Raw genomic sequence first — 17,082 nt, 5'->3', positions numbered from 1 at the left:
AGTGAACGCCCATATATGGAAAAATACCATGACACCGCAGAGGATAATGACAGTCCAAGCTTCGACGGGGTGAGGGGATTCTTGGGAAAACCCAAACACCCCTTCCCCCCCCATCACTTCCCTATAAACACACCCCATGATTGAGCAATAAGCAAGTGCTAAAAACACCTTCCATCCACTGACCAGCTCTCTGAAAAATGACCTATTCAGTATCAACCTCAGAATCACATCGCATACGACAAAGACCAGAAAACCAACCAACTTCATTTACTGTACTCCTCCATGAGTTGCTTAAACGTCAATACAGACGCGCCAATTTCAAGTGAAAGCCCCTTGATTCCTAGCTGCCTGTACTTTCGCTCCTTGTCGGTATCCAAATATTTATAAAGACGCCAAGCGCCTTTCCTAGGAACCTTGTGCCACAAAGCCCGCCCAGAAAAAATGAGATCAGCACTGTAATAAGCAATGTTCCCCTCGCGCTCGCCATACCCCATTGACTTGGCGGCATCCTGATATATTTCTCGGACAGGCCCCACTACATCAGTGCGCCCTTCATACAACCCCAAGGCATTCTCATAGAAATTGTTGCCGCCATGTGCGATCAAGGGCCCTCCATGGAACACGCACGCTGCACCGAGGCTGCCTATACAACTCGTCAGACCTGTGGCTACCTGCGAAACACCACCGGCTATGCCACCGACCTGCGTGAAAACACGAGGGGCCTCCGAGAACAAACTCTTTTGTTCCGCCTGAATGCGCCCAAGCCCCTCCTCCGGGCTGATGCGCCGCTGGATGACATCGTCCAGGACCCGCCGCGCGTAATACGCCAACTCCCGATTGAATTGCATACGCAATCCGCGATCTTGCAGGTAACGCGCACTGACGCTGCAGCCGTAGCCAACCAGCCCGGAGGCAGCTGTGTTGAGCTCCCAAAACGCTTGATCCAGACGCTCGCCAAAATCGTCCTGGCGACTCATGGCGTTTCTTCCCAGGCAGCATGCCCCGTCGTCCCAGCCGTATGATGAATCCAACTGATCGAGCGATAACTGATGAGCAGCCGCTCTTCGGCCTCCTGATCGGACATCAATATCGCGTGTGGGACATCAAAACTCTGGGCGACGATCACGGCGCCCTCCAGCTTTACCGAAAAGTACCTTTCCTGATGACCCGCTGGATGAAAGCGATAAAGGTGTATGTCACAGCGGACCACTTCGCGGCTGTCCACGGCTTGGGCCAACAAGGGACTGGCCTTGTCAACCAGCTTGGTGATCATCACTGGACGATGGATGGCACGTTGTGTACTGCCTGGATTGGCAAGCTCGTGACTGTAAGCCAGCACCAAGATTTCATCCTGATGCAAAGACTGGCATTTGTTACCAATGGACGGCTGCGAATTGCAACCTGCCGAAATCAGGCCTTGTCGTTCACCGACGACGCTCATGTATCCGTTGACAGCCATGGACGAATCTCCCGGAAGGTGAATGACCAAAGCCTACGTAACCGAGAGCCGACCGTATGTCGGCTGCGTCTGAATTTCGTTCCAGTTGTTTTAAACGCAAAGTTCACCCGTGCATTCGAGCGCACAGTCTCTACTTCCCTACGGCAGGTTCGCCGGCGTCTCAGAGGTTATGGCCAGCCACAGGGCGATTGGGCGACTCCCGAAGAGCCTTCGGCACTGGCACAATACCGCCATGAACACACTTCCAAACTGCTGCGCCCCGCTCCAGTACCACTGGCCCCTCCCCAGCCCGCTCCCCGGCGCGGTGCTGGTCAGTTGCGCCTTCGACCCCGCGCGCCTGGCCGCCGACGACTTCCAGCGTGCCGGCATCGCGCAAAGCGCCAGCCTTCAGCGCTCGGTCGCCAAGCGCCAGGCCGAATACCTGGCGGGACGCGTATGCGCCCGGGCCGCGCTGCAACGCCTGGATGGTCGTGACTATGTGCCCGGCACCCACGAGGATCGCTCGCCGATCTGGCCCCCGGGTATCCACGGTTCGATCACCCACGGCAAGGGCTGGGCTGCCGCCGTGGTCGCTGCCGATGGCAGTTGCCAGGGACTGGGGCTGGATCAGGAGAGCCTGCTCGACGACGAGCGCGCCGAACGCCTGATGGGCGAAATCCTGACCCCAGCAGAGCTCGAGCGCCTGGACCGGCGCCAGCTCAGCCTGACCGTCACCCTGACGTTCTCGCTCAAGGAAAGTCTGTTCAAGGCCCTGTACCCCCTGACCGGACAGCGCTTCTACTTCGAACACGCCGAACTGCTGGAGTGGTCCACGGAGGGCTCGGCCCGCCTGCGCCTGCTCACCGACCTCTCCGCCCAGTGGCGCCACGGTATCGAGCTGGAGGGCCAGTTCTGCCAGCACGAAGGCCACTTGCTCAGCCTGATCAGCGTCTGAGGCCTACAGCGGCGCTTGCTCGCGGGGCCAGTTCAAGCTGAAGCATGCGCCGCCCAGTGCTTCACTGCGCCCTACCGTTGCTCGTCCGCCATGCCAGTAGATGATCCGCCGCACGATCGACAGCCCCAGGCCATGCCCGCCCGAGGCACGGGTGCGGCTGTCGTCCAGGCGGGTGAACGGGGTGAAGATGCGGTCCCAGTAACCTTCGGGAATGCCAGGCCCATCGTCTTCCACATCGATACGGCAGCGCTGCTGACCCAGTTGGTAGCTCACGTGCACCTGCGAGCCGGCATGACGCAGGGCATTGCCCACCAGGTTCTGCAAGGCACGGTGCAGGTAGCGGGGCTCGGCCTCGACCCACGCCTGTTGCTCGGCATCGCACTGGCACTCCCCGCGCACTACGCTCACGTCCGCGCGCAACGGCGCCAACTCTTCGATGACCCGATCGAGCAAGGCATCCAGGTCGACCCGCTGGAACTTCAGCGCTGGCGCGCCCTGCTCCAGTCGGGCGTAGGTCAGCATCTCATCGACCAGTTTATCCAGGTCCTGGATATCACTGTCCATGCCAGCCAGGTGCTTGGCGCGGGCCTGTTCGGTGCTGGCGCTTTCGATCATCTCAAGGCCGAAACGCAAGCGCGCCACCGGGGTGCGAAGCTCATGGGAGACTGCCCGCACCAGCTCTCGCTGCATGCTCAACGAGCGTTGCAGGTGCTCGGCCATGCCGTTGAACGCAGCGGCCAGACGCCCCACCGAGTCGGCGTCACCTGCCGGCACGCGGGTATCCAGGCTGCCTTGGGCGATGCGCGTGGCGGCGATCTCCAGCCCTGAAACGCGCCGCTCCAGCTGTCGTACCAGCAGATAAACCACCAGGCCAATCAGGCACAAGCCCAGGAAAGTGATCAGGATCAGCAGCTGTGGCGGGTAGGGGTTGAGCTGGTACAGCGGGCCAATCTCCAGTACCCAGGGCGAACCCGCCAAGCCGGCGAACACCCGGATCGAGTCGCCGTCCTTGCCCAGCGCCATGACCGTATCGCCCTCCTCCACCCGCCGCCGCTGGTCGTCGTCCAGTCCGACCCGCTCCAGGCGCTGCAGGGCGATGTCGAAGCCGAACCCCTTGCTCTGTTTGATTTCGGCCAGGCGCCGTTGCTGCTCGGTCACCGGGTAACGCACCAGCTCGTCGGCCAGCAGGTACAGGGTGGCCCGCGCCAATTGCTCGCTGACCTGGCTGACCTGCGCCACCAGCAGCAGCTCTTCGCCACCCACCTTGCGCAACACCTGGGCGGCATGCGGCCCTGTCTTCTCCACCACCACCAGACCACGGTACAGGCGCGCCCGCTGGCCGCCATCCAAGGTGCGCGCCGACATCGGTTGCAGCGACAATGGCACCCCCAGCAAACGCTCCCACATCACTAGCGAACGCTTGCGCTCGACCTCGGACTGCTGGGCCAGGTTATCGGCCATCAGGCTGAAGGTACCTTGGGCAAGGTTCTCACGGTGCTGACTGGCGCGCACCTGGTTGACCAGGTGCAGGCTAAGCACACCAAGCACCGCCACCAGCACGAGCACGGCAAGCATGCCGCCATAGATACGCAGGAAGATCGAGTTGTTCATGGGCCCTCGCCGACGAACAGATAGCCCTTGCTGCGAAGGGTCTTGATCAATCGCGGGTGGATGGGGTCGTCACCGATCTTGGGGCGTATCTTGGAAATGCGCACATCGATGGAGCGGTCCTGACCGTCATAGCCGACACCACGCAAGGACGTGGAGATCTGTTCGCGGGACAGTACCCGGCCGGCATTGCTGGCGAGCAACCAGAGCAAATCGAATTCAGCGCCGGTCAGGTCGATCAGTTGATCGTTGAGCCAGGCTTCGCGCAGTCGGTTGTCGATTCGCAACCCGCCGAAGGCCAGGTCCGGACGCTTGCTGTCTGGCGCTTCGCTGCGCCGCAACAGGGCCTGGATCCGCGCCAGCAACAGGCGTGGGCGTACCGGCTTGCACACATAATCGTCAGCGCCCAGGTCCAGGCCCTGGACCTGGTCGAGCTCGTCGCTGCGGGCGGTGAGCATGAGGATCGGACCGGCATACTGACCGCGCACCCGGCGGCAGATGCTCAGGCCATCCTCACCTGGCAGCATCAGGTCAAGAATCACCAGGTCTGGCTGGCTGTCGACGATACGCCGCACGGCGCGCCCGCCGTCGCCCTCCACCGCCACCTCGAAGCCGTTGGCCTGCAGGTATTCGGCGGTAAGTTCGGCAAGACGCTGGTCATCCTCGACGATGAGGATGCGGTTCGGTGGCTGGTCCATGGCCGGGTCTCTTGGTTGTTGTTCTTTATTGACTGCCTGCGCTTGACCTGTGGGTGCGGGTTGACCCGCGAAAAGGCCTGCACAACTGACACATTTGCTGCGGATACTACGGCCCGCTCCACGACACTGCCAGCCTCACCCGAAATGGCCCTCGACTGAACCGATTTTTGTGATAGGGTTCGCGCCCGCAAAATTCTGCCCGGGGGCAGCGAGACGCAGAAAAATAGTGCAAACCTCTTGGTACAAGGCCTACAGCGCATACCCACTATTCACTCACAAAGTACGCACAAGTTATCCACAGTCGCCATCCTTGCAAAGCCCCCGATACCGCATTATCTTGTATCCCCATCGCAGCGAACCACTAGATATTGGGGTTCGCGCAAAATCACAAACACAAGTCGGCGCAGGATTTCAAGCGAAATTTCTGGCTGAACTTCAGGTGATTTCAGCAGCCAAACCGCTCCTGCGGAGGCGTCCGAGGCAAGCCCATGCAGGGCATTGTTCGGGCATGGGTGTTGCAGGCCAAGCCTGACATCCATCAGCAACAGATTTTGGGCAACGCCCAGAACCTTTGACTTCGGCCAGGGAGCGGCAGGTTATTGCCCCTTATTCCTGAGTCTGTCCCGAAGTCGGTACGCCCGAGCGGGCGGATGCGCGTGCACGTCGCATCCCCCTGGGCCATCGAGCAAGCGGACGGAACGGTGGGCGCCCAAAAGGCGCCTGAACAATATAGAAACTGTGGAGACACCCACCCATGCAAACCGAGACAACTCGCGAGAACCCGCAGGCCCAGGCGCCGCAGGCCGCCGATTCCAACCAGGATCTGGCTGCCACCGCCCCTGGCCAACTGCGCGTGATCAAGCGCAACGGCACTGTCGTCCCCTATACCGACGACAAGATCACCGTGGCCATCACCAAGGCGTTCCTCGCAGTTGAAGGCGGCACCGCCGCTGCCTCGTCGCGCATCCACGACACCGTCGCGCGCCTGACCGAGCAGGTCACCGCCACGTTCAAGCGTCGCATGCCATCGGGTGGCACCATCCACATCGAAGAAATCCAGGACCAGGTCGAACTGGCCCTGATGCGTGCTGGCGAGCAGAAAGTTGCCCGTGACTACGTGATCTATCGCGAGCAACGCGCCAAGGAGCGTGCCACACGCGCCCACACCGACGCCGTGGTCGAGCCGCACCCGTCCATCCGCATCACCCTGGCCGATGGCAGCCTGGCACCGCTGGACATGGCCCGTCTGAACACCATCATCAGCGAAGCCTGCGAAGGCCTGGCCGAAGTCGATGGTGAGCTGATCCAGCGCGACACCCTGAAGAACCTGTACGACGGCGTGGCCATCAAGGACGTCAACACCGCCCTGGTGATGACCGCCCGTACCCTGGTCGAGCGCGAGCCGAACTACTCGTTCGTCACCGCCCGCCTGTTGATGGACACCCTGCGTGCCGAAGGCCTGGGCTTCCTGGGCGTGGCCGACAGCGCCACCCACCACGAAATGGCCGAGCTGTATGCCAAAGCCCTGCCGGCCTATGTCGAGAAAGGCGTCGAGTTCGAGCTGCTGGACCCGGCCCTGAAAGGCTATGACCTGGAGCGTCTGGGCAAGGCCATCGACCACGAGCGTGACCAGCAATTCACCTACCTGGGCCTGCAGACCCTGTACGACCGCTACTTCATCCACAAGGATGGCGTGCGCTTCGAGCTGCCGCAGGTGTTCTTCATGCGTGTGGCCATGGGCCTGGCGCTGGAAGAGAAAGACAAGGAAGCCCGTGCGATCGAGTTCTACAACCTGCTCTCGTCGTTCGACTACATGGCTTCGACCCCGACCCTGTTCAACGCCGGCACCCTGCGTCCGCAGCTGTCCAGCTGCTACCTGACCACCGTCCCGGACGACCTGTCGGGCATCTACCACGCGATCCACGACAACGCCATGCTGTCGAAATTCGCCGGTGGCCTGGGCAACGACTGGACTCCGGTACGGGCACTGGGCTCCTACATTAAAGGCACCAACGGCAAATCCCAGGGCGTCGTGCCGTTCCTGAAAGTGGTCAACGACACCGCCGTTGCCGTCAACCAGGGCGGCAAGCGCAAGGGTGCCGTGTGTGCCTACCTGGAAACCTGGCACCTGGACATCGAGGAATTCCTCGAACTGCGCAAGAACACCGGTGACGATCGTCGTCGTACCCACGACATGAACACCGCGAACTGGATCCCTGACCTGTTCATGAAGCGCGTCTTCGACGACGGCAAGTGGACCCTGTTCTCGCCATCGGAAGTGCCTGATCTGCACGACCTGACCGGCAAGGCCTTCGAAGAGCGTTACGAGTACTACGAAGCCCTGACCGAGTACAACAAGATCAAGGTATTCAAGACCATCCAGGCCAAAGACCTGTGGCGCAAGATGCTGTCGATGCTGTTCGAGACCGGCCATCCGTGGCTGACCTTCAAAGACCCGTGCAACCTGCGTTCGCCGCAGCAGCACGTGGGCGTGGTCCACAGCTCGAACCTGTGCACCGAGATCACCCTGAACACCAACGCCGATGAAATCGCCGTGTGCAACCTGGGTTCGATCAACCTGCCGAACCACATCGTCGATGGCAAGCTGGACACCGCGAAACTGGCGCGTACCGTCAAGACCGCCGTGCGCATGCTCGACAACGTGATCGACATCAACTACTACTCGGTGCCGCAAGCGCGCAATTCGAACTTCAAGCACCGTCCGGTCGGCCTGGGCATCATGGGCTTCCAGGATGCGCTGTACCTGCAGCACATTCCTTACGGCTCGGACGCTGCCGTCGAGTTCGCCGACAAGTCGATGGAAGCGGTCAGCTACTACGCCATCCAAGCATCCTGCGACCTGGCCGACGAGCGCGGTGCCTACGAGACCTTCCAGGGCTCGCTGTGGTCCAAAGGCATCCTGCCACTGGACTCGCAACAGATCCTGATCGAGGCCCGTGGTGCCAAGTACATCGACGTCAACCTGGAAGAGTCGCTGGATTGGGCGCCGGTGCGTGAGCGCGTCAAGAAAGGTATTCGCAACTCGAACATCATGGCCATCGCGCCGACCGCGACCATCGCCAACATCACCGGCGTTTCGCAGTCGATCGAGCCGACTTACCAGAACCTGTACGTGAAATCGAACCTGTCGGGCGAATTCACCGTGATCAACCCGTACCTGGTGCGCGACCTGAAGGCCCGCGGCCTGTGGGACTCGGTCATGATCAACGACCTGAAGTACTACGACGGTTCGGTGCAGCAGATCGAGCGTATCCCGCAGGAGCTCAAGGACCTCTATGCCACCGCGTTCGAAGTCGAGACCAAGTGGATCGTCGACGCCGCCTCGCGTCGCCAGAAGTGGATCGACCAGGCTCAGTCGCTGAACCTGTACATCGCCGGCGCCTCGGGCAAGAAGCTGGACGTGACCTACCGCATGGCCTGGTACCGTGGTCTGAAAACCACCTACTACCTCCGTGCCCTGGCCGCGACCAGCACCGAGAAGTCGACCATCAACACCGGCAAACTCAACGCCGTTTCCAGCGGTGGCGACAGCACCCCGGTCCAGGCTGCCGGCCCTGCGCCAGTGCCGAAGGCCTGCGCGATCGACGAGCCTGACTGCGAAGCCTGCCAGTAAGGCTCAGTGCCGCAGGGGTGCCTTTGGGTGCCCCTTGCGGCATTTTTGTATCCGCGTCACGGAGAAACCTCACCCTTTGCCCTGCGCTCTGGCGCTTCGGTAAAAGGGACAGACCCCTCTCCAAGAAGGACATCCTCATGGCGCGGAAACAAGTGGCAATACGCAAGATCGGTCGCAACGCTGAAACCGGCCGCTTCACGTCGGTCGAAGAAGCACGCAGGCATCCCAAGACGCATATCGTCGAAACGCTGCATAAGCAGCGCAGTTGACTCGGTGTTCTTGGTAGCGGCCTTGTATCGCGAAAGGGTCGCGAGGCGCGCCCCTGATCTCGGCGTCATCAATGCGATTGGGGGCCCGCTTAGCAAGCCCTTCCGCGACATGAAGCCGCTTCTACAAGCGGTGGCGCCAACCCAATATCCTGTGCAGAAAAAATAATAAGGCACAATATGTAGTGCTTGTTTGTTTTTGCCGCTACACTCTTTCACCGTAGAAAACGACACGAGCTTCGTGAACGGACGCGCGTAAAACCGGTCGAAAAAGTTACCCTCGCCCGCGCGACACGCACCCCGATCGAAGGCGAAATCCGGTATACTGCGCCCCCTCTGAAAAGGGCCCATTCTATTGTCCTGGCCCCTCTGCGAGGACTGGCCAGGTACAAGCCAGAACACACTCAGATGTAACGAGAGTCAGCCTCTCGAGCTGTCCATTCGCCGTAACGGCCTTGCGTCAGGCATCACATTCTTACTATCCAACCGGTTGCCCGAGGGCGACCCTCAAGCAGGAGCCAAACCATGCTGAGCTGGGACGAATTCGACAAGGAAGACGGCGAAGTCGCCGCAAAAGGCAACACCCCTGCGCAGGCCGCTGCCGCCACCCTGGACAAGCTCGACAGCGCCGGCGATGCCGCCGCCCAGGAAGCCCGAGTAGCCACCGCCGACGACTCCGACGCAGTCAAGCGCGCCAAGGCCGCCCTGAACGACCTCGACATCGCCGAAGGCCTGGCCGAGCTGGAAGGCTCCAGCGCCCGCGTTCGCGTTGACGAAAAGCGCATGATCAACTGCCGCGCCGACCTCAACCAGCTGGTTCCGTTCAAGTACGACTGGGCCTGGCAGAAGTACCTCGATGGCTGCGCCAACCACTGGATGCCGCAAGAGGTCAACATGACCGCCGACATCGCCCTGTGGAAGAGCATGGACGGCCTGACTGAAGACGAGCGCCGCATCGTGATGCGCAACCTCGGCTTCTTCTCCACCGCTGACTCGCTGGTGGCCAACAACCTGGCCCTGGCCGTGTACCGCCTGATCACCAACCCCGAGTGCCGCCAGTACATCCTGCGCCAGGCGTTCGAAGAGGCGATCCACACCCACGCCTACCAGTACTGCATCGAGTCACTGGGCATGGATGAAGGCGAGATCTTCAACATGTACCACGAGATCCCGTCGGTCGCTAAAAAAGCCGCCTGGGGCCTGAAGTACACCCGCGCCATCTCCGATCCGGAATTCAACACCGGTACCGTCGAAACCGACAAAGAGCTGCTGCGCAACCTGATCGCCTACTACTGCGTGCTGGAAGGCATCTTCTTCTACTGCGGCTTCACCCAGATCCTGTCGATGGGCCGCCGCAACAAGATGACCGGCGTTGCCGAGCAGTTCCAGTACATCCTGCGTGACGAGTCGATGCACCTGAACTTCGGTATCGACGTGATCAACCAGATCAAGATCGAGAACCCGCACCTGTGGGATGCGGCGATGAAGGAAGAAGCCACCCAGATGATCCTGCAAGGGACCCAGCTGGAGATCGAATACGCCCGTGACACCATGCCACGCGGCGTACTGGGCATGAACGCCGCGATGATGGAGGACTACCTCAAGTTCATCGCAAACCGTCGCCTGACCCAGATTGGCCTGAAGGAAGAGTATCCTGGGACTACCAACCCGTTCCCTTGGATGAGCGAGATCATGGACTTGAAGAAAGAGAAGAACTTCTTCGAAACCCGTGTGATCGAGTACCAGACGGGTGGTGCGTTGAGCTGGGATTGATGCCCCCAAACGCTCAAAATCACTACACCATGAAACCTTCTCACTAAATGTGAAATGGATTCACCCAAAAGGCTGCCAAATGGCAGCCTTTTTTGATTGTTTCCGCAGTTCTAAGTGCCTAAAGCACCTCGGAAGCTGTAGCAACTCTCTCCAAATGGTAATCTGCCGAGATTTGGTACCCATGACGCACCTGTCGTGCCTAAAAGGAATTCCTGTTCAATGTCCGCCCTTCAATCCCTGCTCGATGCCTACCGATCTACATCCGTTACCGAACGCGAAAAAGGCACCTACTTCGAAGAGCTGATCTGCGCCTACCTGCGCAACGAGGCCACCTACCGTGACCTGTATGACAAGGTATGGATGTACACCGATTGGGCCAAGGAACAAGGGCTGGACGGTCGCGACACCGGCATCGACTTGGTAGCACGTACCCAGGGCACCGGCGAGTTCCACGCTATCCAGTGCAAGCTATACGCAGAGGACTACCGCGTCCAGAAGAAGGACATCGACAGTTTCTTCACCGCCTCAGGCAAAGCTCCGTTCACTCACCGGATCATCGTTGCCACCACCAACAACTGGAGCGAACACGCCGAAAACGCCTTGCAGGGCCAGCAGCTTTCGATCAACAAGATCGATCTGCAAGCTTTGGAAGAAAGCCAAATCGACTGGGCTAAATACCAGCCCCATCAGGCTGTTGCTTTCAAGTCCCGCAAGCAGCTTCGAGATCACCAGAAAACAGCACTGAATGCTGTTACAGCGGGACTCAAAGATACCGAGCGCGGCAAGTTGATCATGGCCTGCGGCACCGGCAAGACCTTCACTAGCCTGAAGATTGCTGAACAGCAAGCCGGCAGGGGCAAGCGTGTGCTGTTCCTGGTGCCCAGCCTGTCGTTGCTGTCGCAGACGCTTACCGAATGGACGCAGGAAAGCGAAACTCCGTTGCACAGCTTCGCCGTTTGTTCGGACAGCGACGTAGGCAAGAAGCGCAGGGCAGACGAGGATACCCCACAGGTCTTCGCTCACGAATTGCGCTACCCAGCTAATACCAAGGCAGATCGCCTCGCTGCGGAAATGCTCAAACGCCACGATGCCGAGCACATGAGCGTGGTGTTCTCCACCTACCACTCCATCGACGTGATCAGCCGCGCCCAGCATGAGTACGGCCTGGCAGCATTTGACCTGATCATCTGTGACGAAGCCCATCGCACTACCGGTGCCACCTTTGGCGATGATGAAGAAAGCACCTTCGTGCGCGTTCACGATGCCGATTACATCCGTGCAGCCAAGCGCCTGTACATGACCGCTACGCCACGCATCTACGGCGACAACGCTAAGATCAAGGCCGAGTCCGGTGAAGTCACCCTGTGCTCTATGGATGACGAAGTGCTGTACGGCAAAGAGCTGTTCGTCATCAACTTCTCCGAGGCTGTTCAGCGCGGCCTGCTCACCGACTACAAAGTGTTGGTACTCACTGTTGAAGAAAGCATTATCAGCCGCCGCCTCCAGGAGCTGCTAAAGGACGAGGACAACCAGCTCAAGGTGGACGACGCCGCCAAAATCGTCGGCTGCTGGAAAGCGCTGGCCAAGCAGGGATTGGCCGAAAATCTGGTGGGTGATGATCAGCCCATGAAGCGCGCTGTCGCCTTCTGCCAGGTCATCTCGCCGAACTATAAGGGCACCAAACACAAGGTCAGCTCGATCAACATCGCCAGCATGTTCCAGTCGGTGGTGGAGGCTTACCAGGAGTCAGAGAACATTGATGCGGCCTCGCGGATAATCTGCGAAGCCGCACACGTCGATGGCGGCATGAATGCCAGCCAGAAGGAAGCCAAACTCAACTGGCTGAAGGAAGAGGCCCCAGCGAACACCTGCCGCATCCTCAGCAACGTGCGCTGCCTGTCTGAAGGTGTGGACGTGCCGGCGCTGGATGCTGTGCTCTTCCTCACACCGCGTAACTCCCAAGTAGATGTGGTGCAATCGGTTGGCAGGGTGATGCGCAACGCGCCGGGCAAGAAGCGTGGTTACGTGGTGCTGCCGGTGGTCATCCCAGCGGGCATGGAACCGCATGAAGCCCTCAATGATAACCAGACCTACAAGGTCGTTTGGCAAGTGCTCCAGGCCTTGCGCTCCCACGACGACAGCTTCGACGCCATGGTCAACAAGCTCGACTTGATCGGCTCTGACCCGAGCAAGATGGAGGTCATCGCCATCACCGACAAAGCCGACAAGAAGGCCAAGAAAGCCAGCGGCGCGAGCAACGGCCAAGCTGGCAAAGGCCAATACGGCATCGGCGAGAAGCGCCCTCGGCACGATGCCGAAGGCCAGATGACTCAGCAGGCCGAGTTGACCTATGAAGTGGGTGAAATCGAAAAGGCCATCTACGCCAAAATCGTCGAGAAGTGCGGCAATCGCCACCACTGGGAAGACTGGGCCAACGATATCGCCAAGATCGCCCGCACCCATATCGACCGCATCCAGGGCATCTTAGAGAGTCCAGCCAACACCCAGGAAAAAGCTGCATTCAATGCTTTCGCCGCCGAGCTGCGCGACGACCTCAATGACAGCATCAGCGATAGCGAGATCGTCGAAATGCTCGCCCAGCACCTGGTAACCAAGCCGGTGTTCGATGCGCTGTTCGATGAGTACAGCTTCGCCAGCCACAACCCAATGTCCAAGGCCATGCAGGGTGTGCTTGACGCGCTCCACGAACACCACCTGGCCAAGGAAGCTGACACCCTGGATAAGTTCTACGCCAGCGTGCGTCAACGCGCTGCCGGCATCAACAACGCCCAAGGCAAGCAAAAGATTATCGTCGAGCTGTATGACAAGTTCTTCCGCAACGCATTTCCCAAGATGACCGAGCGCCTAGGTATCGTTTACACCCCGGTCGAGGTGGTGGACTTCATTCTTCACAGCGTCAACCACCTTCTGCAACGGGAGTTCGGTCAGACCTTGGGCAGTAAGGGTGTCCACATTATTGACCCGTTCACCGGCACTGGCACATTCATCACCCGCCTGATCCAGTCGGGCCTGATCAAACGGGAAGAGTTGCCGCACAAATACAGGCATGAAATCCACGCTAACGAGCTGGTGCTGCTGGCCTACTACATCGCCGCCATTAACATCGAAGCGGCCTACCACAGCGAAGTAATCGACGAGTACACCCCATTTGAAGGCATCTGTCTAACCGACACCTTTCAGATGTATGAGAAGGACGATCTGGTAGACGCGCTGCTGGAGGACAACAGCGCCCGGCGCAAGCGCCAGAAGGATTTGGATATTCGGGTGATTGTAGGAAATCCACCTTATTCCATTGGGCAGCAGAGCGAGAATGATAATAACGATAACGTTGAGTACCCGTCACTGGATGAGCGAATCCGTACTACCTATGTTGCTCGCTCGGAAGGAACCCTAGCCAGGGGACTATATGACAGCTATATCCGTGCCATCCGTTGGGCCAGCGACCGTATCGGTGATGCCGGCATCATAGGATTTGTCACTAATGCAGGCTTCGTCGAGGCCAACACCGCAGACGGCCTGCGAAAATGCCTGGCCGATGAGTTCTCCAGCCTCTATGTGTTCCACCTGCGCGGCAACCAGCGCACCAGTGGCGAAAACTCACGCAAGGAAGGTGGCAAGATATTCGGGAGTGGCAGCCGCGCCCCCATTGCCATTTCACTGCTGATCAAGAATCCCGACGCGCAGGCTCATGGTCAAATTCATTTCCACGATATTGGCGATTACCTGAGTCGCGAGGAAAAGCTGGAAAAGATCTCCGACTATGCCAGCGTGGCCGGCATTAAAGGGTGGCAGCAAATAACTCCGGATGAGCACGGCGACTGGCTCAAGCAGCGCGATAACAGTTTCAGTCAATTCATCGTACTTGGCGACAAGAAAGGTGATGCACCTAAGCTGTTCGATAACTTCTCGCTTGGAATAGTAACCGCTCGTGACGCATGGGCCTACAACTCCAGCAAGAAAACGCTAGAAGCCAACATGTCGAGCATGATTGACTTCTATAACTCAGAGGTCGCACGCTTCGAGACTAACTACACGGGCCAACCTAAAAAGCTTCGTGATGCGGCGCTTGAGGGGTTTATCAATACCGCCCCGAACCGTATCAGTTGGACACGTGCACTGAAACAGGAATTGAGTAAAGGACGTACTTTTGAATTCGACCAAAATTGTCTGGTTCAAGGTCTTTATCGTCCGTTCACTAAGCAGTGGATTTATTTTAATCGCCGTTTCAATGAAATGGTTTACCAGATACCCCGAATCTTTCCTAACGCTCATACTGAGAACGTAGGTATTTGCGTTCCAGGGTTTGGTGGAAACAAAGGATTTTCCGCGCTTGTAACCAAGAATCCACCGGACTTGAACCTTGCCCCAGGCATGGGTGGATATCAGTGTTTCCCGCTCTACCTCTACGACGAAATAGCTCAAGAGTCGAAAGACGATCTTTTTGCTCAGCCTGCTGAATGTGGGTTGCGCCGCCGAGATGCGATTACCGACAGCGGTTTGGATCACTTCAAAAGAGCCTTCCCCGGCGAGCAAATCAGCAAGGAAGACCTGTTCTATTATGTCTACGGTCTATTCCACTCGCCGGATTACTGCGAGCGCTTTGCTGACAACCTCAGTAAGGAATTACCGCGCATCCCAGCCGTTAAGAAAGCCACCGACTTCTGGGCTTTCAGTAAGGCAGGCCGCGCCCTGGCCGACCTTCACCTGAACTACGAGGCTGTCGAGCTGTACCCGCTGACCATCGAGGCCAAGGGTACGCTTACAGACGCCGACTATCGGGTGGAAAAGATGAAGTTCGCTAAAAAGGGCGACAAGAGCATCGTTATCTACAACCACCGCATCACCCTTAAAGGCATCCCCGAGGCGGCGTGGGGCTATGTGGTTAACGGCAAGGCCGCGCTGGAGTGGGTGATGGAGCGCCAGGCAGTGCGCACTGATAAGGCCAGTGGCATCGTAAACGACGCCAACGACTGGGCCATCGAGACCATGGGGAACGCCAAGTACCCACTGGAGTTGTTCCAGCGCGTGGTTACTCTGAGCCTTGAGACGATACGCATAGTGCAAGGCCTTCCGCCGTTAGATATCGACACTGACTACGGCCCCAGTGCCTGTACGATTGACCAGGTGAAGTCCGCCATCACCGGGCACTGGAAAGATTTGCCAGCGGCAACAATGGCGTTAAAAATCATCGATGCAATTGGAGACAGTGCGACTCCAACTCAAAGCTGGCGTGTTGGGGACATCCTCAGAGTACTAGGTCAGTCGGAATTAACCGCAGATTTAGTTGCCGCGCTGACAATATTGGTCCAATCGGAGTACGCCATCCTCCGTGCTTCAGCCGAATTTATTGACGAAGAAGATCGACGTCACGAACTCTCCAGTGAGGACTTCCAGAGGGTTCTGGATGTAGACACCATTTTGCATCCCGTGACGCGTGAAGAGGTCGTCCGCGCATCAGAACGGATAGTCCCGTTCTTCGAGCTTGAAACGGACCTTTTTGGAGGGCAGAGATAGTGAGCACTCATGAAGAATCCCTCGCTTTTCTACGTGCTCGTGCCGCCGGCACACCGCTGGAAGCTCGAATTGACTTCGTTTTTGCTCAAAGTCATGAAGCAAGAGTCGATGCACTCCAACGCTCGGTAGACTTTGCTTGTAATTGGCTTGTCGAGCACCGAAACAAGATACAGAAGGATGAAAATGAAGATTTGTTGACTATTCAGATCTGTGGTCAGCTTCATAGCTCGGGATTTCAAGTAGAACATGACGCCGCCATCGGCGGCCACTGTGATGTAGTGGTCCGCGGGGACTATGGATTCTTATGGCTGGCGGAGGCTAAAAAACACAGTGGTTATTCGTGGTTGGATAAGGGCTTTAAGCAACTTTCCACAAGGTATTCGACGGGTAATCCTGGACAGGATCATGGAGAAGTCTTCATCTACTGCTTTGTTCAAGATGCAAAATCAATGTTAGAGAAGTGGAAATGCGAACTGGTCAATCGCAACCCTGATGTGACCATAAGTGAGGATAAAGGAGGAAACCCGTTAGTCTTTCATTCGACACATAAGCATGAGAGTTCCGGTTTGGACTTTTGTGTTCGACACAAAGTGCTTTCGCTATACTGGAATCCCAAAGATAAGCAGCCGTAGAGGCTGACTGATAGGTTTCTGTTACTAGCCAATATAATGCCAGTAATGCAGTAGACAGCGAGTGTCATAAGATCAATCAATAACTGGATGGAATGGGAGTCAATCGAGCACATCAACGGGCTGAAAGGTAAAGGGCAATTACAGCTCGACCGTCAGCACCTTGATTCCGACTGCTGAACAGAAGCGCCCCACCGCCGTCAGTGAGCGCCAGTAGCGTACTGGCTCGCGCCGCGAGCGAATCGGCAACCACCTCGCGCCGAGGCGCAACTCCAGGCGCCAGGCTTCGCCATCATGTAGCACGCGAAACTCCCGCGCCGCGCCGGTCTCGACCAGCGCGGCCAGAGTGTCCTGCTCAATGGCCGTCCTCATCAGTCGCCCCCTTCCGCTTGCTGTGACGCCACATGCCCCCCTTCTGGTATAGCGTATGACGTAAGTTCGGTCGCCGCAGGGGGCGCGGCAGTCGACCGAGTCCGTCGTCAACGTGGGGGCCGATTGACCATAACGGCAAATTACACGCAGCACGCGACAGTCGCCCCGCCCTAG

General features: G+C 58.4%; 11 protein-coding genes. 6 read left to right on the top strand and 5 right to left on the bottom strand.

Going from position 1 to position 17,082, the window contains the following annotated elements:
- Window positions 1–263: 263 nt before the first annotated feature.
- Both P3R38_RS05900 and P3R38_RS05895 read right to left on the bottom strand, forming a co-directional pair.
- Window positions 264–977 carry a DUF4225 domain-containing protein gene (locus P3R38_RS05900; RefSeq protein WP_277686903.1) on the bottom strand — a complete coding sequence of 238 codons (714 nt, stop codon included), beginning with the start codon at window positions 975–977 and terminating at the stop codon, window positions 264–266.
- Window positions 974–1,459 (bottom strand): Hcp family type VI secretion system effector, encoded by a 486-nt coding sequence (locus P3R38_RS05895; RefSeq protein ID WP_186598651.1) that lies wholly within the window; start codon window positions 1,457–1,459, stop codon window positions 974–976. The genes P3R38_RS05900 and P3R38_RS05895 overlap by 4 nt, the downstream gene beginning before the upstream one ends.
- A gap of 232 nt (window positions 1,460–1,691) precedes the next feature.
- Here P3R38_RS05895 and P3R38_RS05890 point away from each other — a divergent pair, with 232 nt between their 5' ends.
- Window positions 1,692–2,393 carry a 4'-phosphopantetheinyl transferase superfamily protein gene (locus tag P3R38_RS05890; protein WP_277686902.1) on the top strand — a complete coding sequence of 234 codons (702 nt, stop codon included), beginning with the start codon at window positions 1,692–1,694 and terminating at the stop codon, window positions 2,391–2,393.
- 3 nt (window positions 2,394–2,396) lie between these two features.
- On the opposite strand, the gene P3R38_RS05885 is transcribed toward P3R38_RS05890, so the two are convergent.
- Together P3R38_RS05885 and P3R38_RS05880 are read right to left on the bottom strand one after the other, a co-directional pair.
- Window positions 2,397–4,004, bottom strand: a complete 1,608-nt coding sequence (locus P3R38_RS05885; protein WP_023379118.1) for an ATP-binding protein — start codon at window positions 4,002–4,004, stop codon at window positions 2,397–2,399.
- Window positions 4,001–4,699 carry a response regulator transcription factor gene (locus P3R38_RS05880; protein ID WP_023379117.1) on the bottom strand — a complete coding sequence of 233 codons (699 nt, stop codon included), beginning with the start codon at window positions 4,697–4,699 and terminating at the stop codon, window positions 4,001–4,003. The genes P3R38_RS05885 and P3R38_RS05880 overlap by 4 nt, the downstream gene beginning before the upstream one ends.
- Window positions 4,700–5,453: 754 nt before the next feature.
- On the opposite strand from P3R38_RS05880, the gene P3R38_RS05875 reads away from it, so the two are divergent.
- From P3R38_RS05875 to P3R38_RS05855, 5 genes are all read left to right on the top strand, one after another.
- Complete coding sequence (locus tag P3R38_RS05875) at window positions 5,454–8,333, top strand: ribonucleoside-diphosphate reductase subunit alpha (RefSeq protein ID WP_023379116.1); 2,880 nt, start codon at window positions 5,454–5,456, stop codon at window positions 8,331–8,333.
- Between the two features lie 137 nt (window positions 8,334–8,470).
- Window positions 8,471–8,602, top strand: a complete 132-nt coding sequence (locus P3R38_RS05870; protein WP_256583383.1) for a hypothetical protein — start codon at window positions 8,471–8,473, stop codon at window positions 8,600–8,602.
- Between the two features lie 522 nt (window positions 8,603–9,124).
- A complete protein-coding gene (locus tag P3R38_RS05865) occupies window positions 9,125–10,372 on the top strand; it encodes a ribonucleotide-diphosphate reductase subunit beta (protein ID WP_023379115.1) in 1,248 nt (415 codons plus the stop codon).
- A gap of 219 nt (window positions 10,373–10,591) precedes the next feature.
- Entirely contained in the window at window positions 10,592–15,907 is a 5,316-nt protein-coding gene (locus P3R38_RS05860) for a type ISP restriction/modification enzyme (RefSeq protein ID WP_277686901.1), read from the top strand.
- On the top strand, window positions 15,907–16,539 hold the full coding sequence (locus P3R38_RS05855) for a hypothetical protein (protein ID WP_277686900.1): 633 nt from the start codon (window positions 15,907–15,909) through the stop codon (window positions 16,537–16,539). The genes P3R38_RS05860 and P3R38_RS05855 overlap by 1 nt, the downstream gene beginning before the upstream one ends.
- A 138-nt stretch (window positions 16,540–16,677) precedes the next feature.
- Here the strand turns inward: P3R38_RS05855 and P3R38_RS05850 are convergent, their stop codons facing one another.
- On the bottom strand, window positions 16,678–16,908 hold the full coding sequence (locus P3R38_RS05850; protein ID WP_277686899.1) for a hypothetical protein: 231 nt from the start codon (window positions 16,906–16,908) through the stop codon (window positions 16,678–16,680).
- Window positions 16,909–17,082 lie beyond the last annotated feature (174 nt).

Origin of the sequence: Pseudomonas sp. NyZ480, assembly GCF_029537255.1 — a bacterium.
Classification (GTDB): Bacteria; Pseudomonadota; Gammaproteobacteria; order Pseudomonadales; family Pseudomonadaceae; genus Aquipseudomonas; species Aquipseudomonas taiwanensis.
The sequence above is the reverse complement of the archived record's forward strand: the minus strand, read 5'-3'. Positions and strand labels throughout refer to the sequence as shown.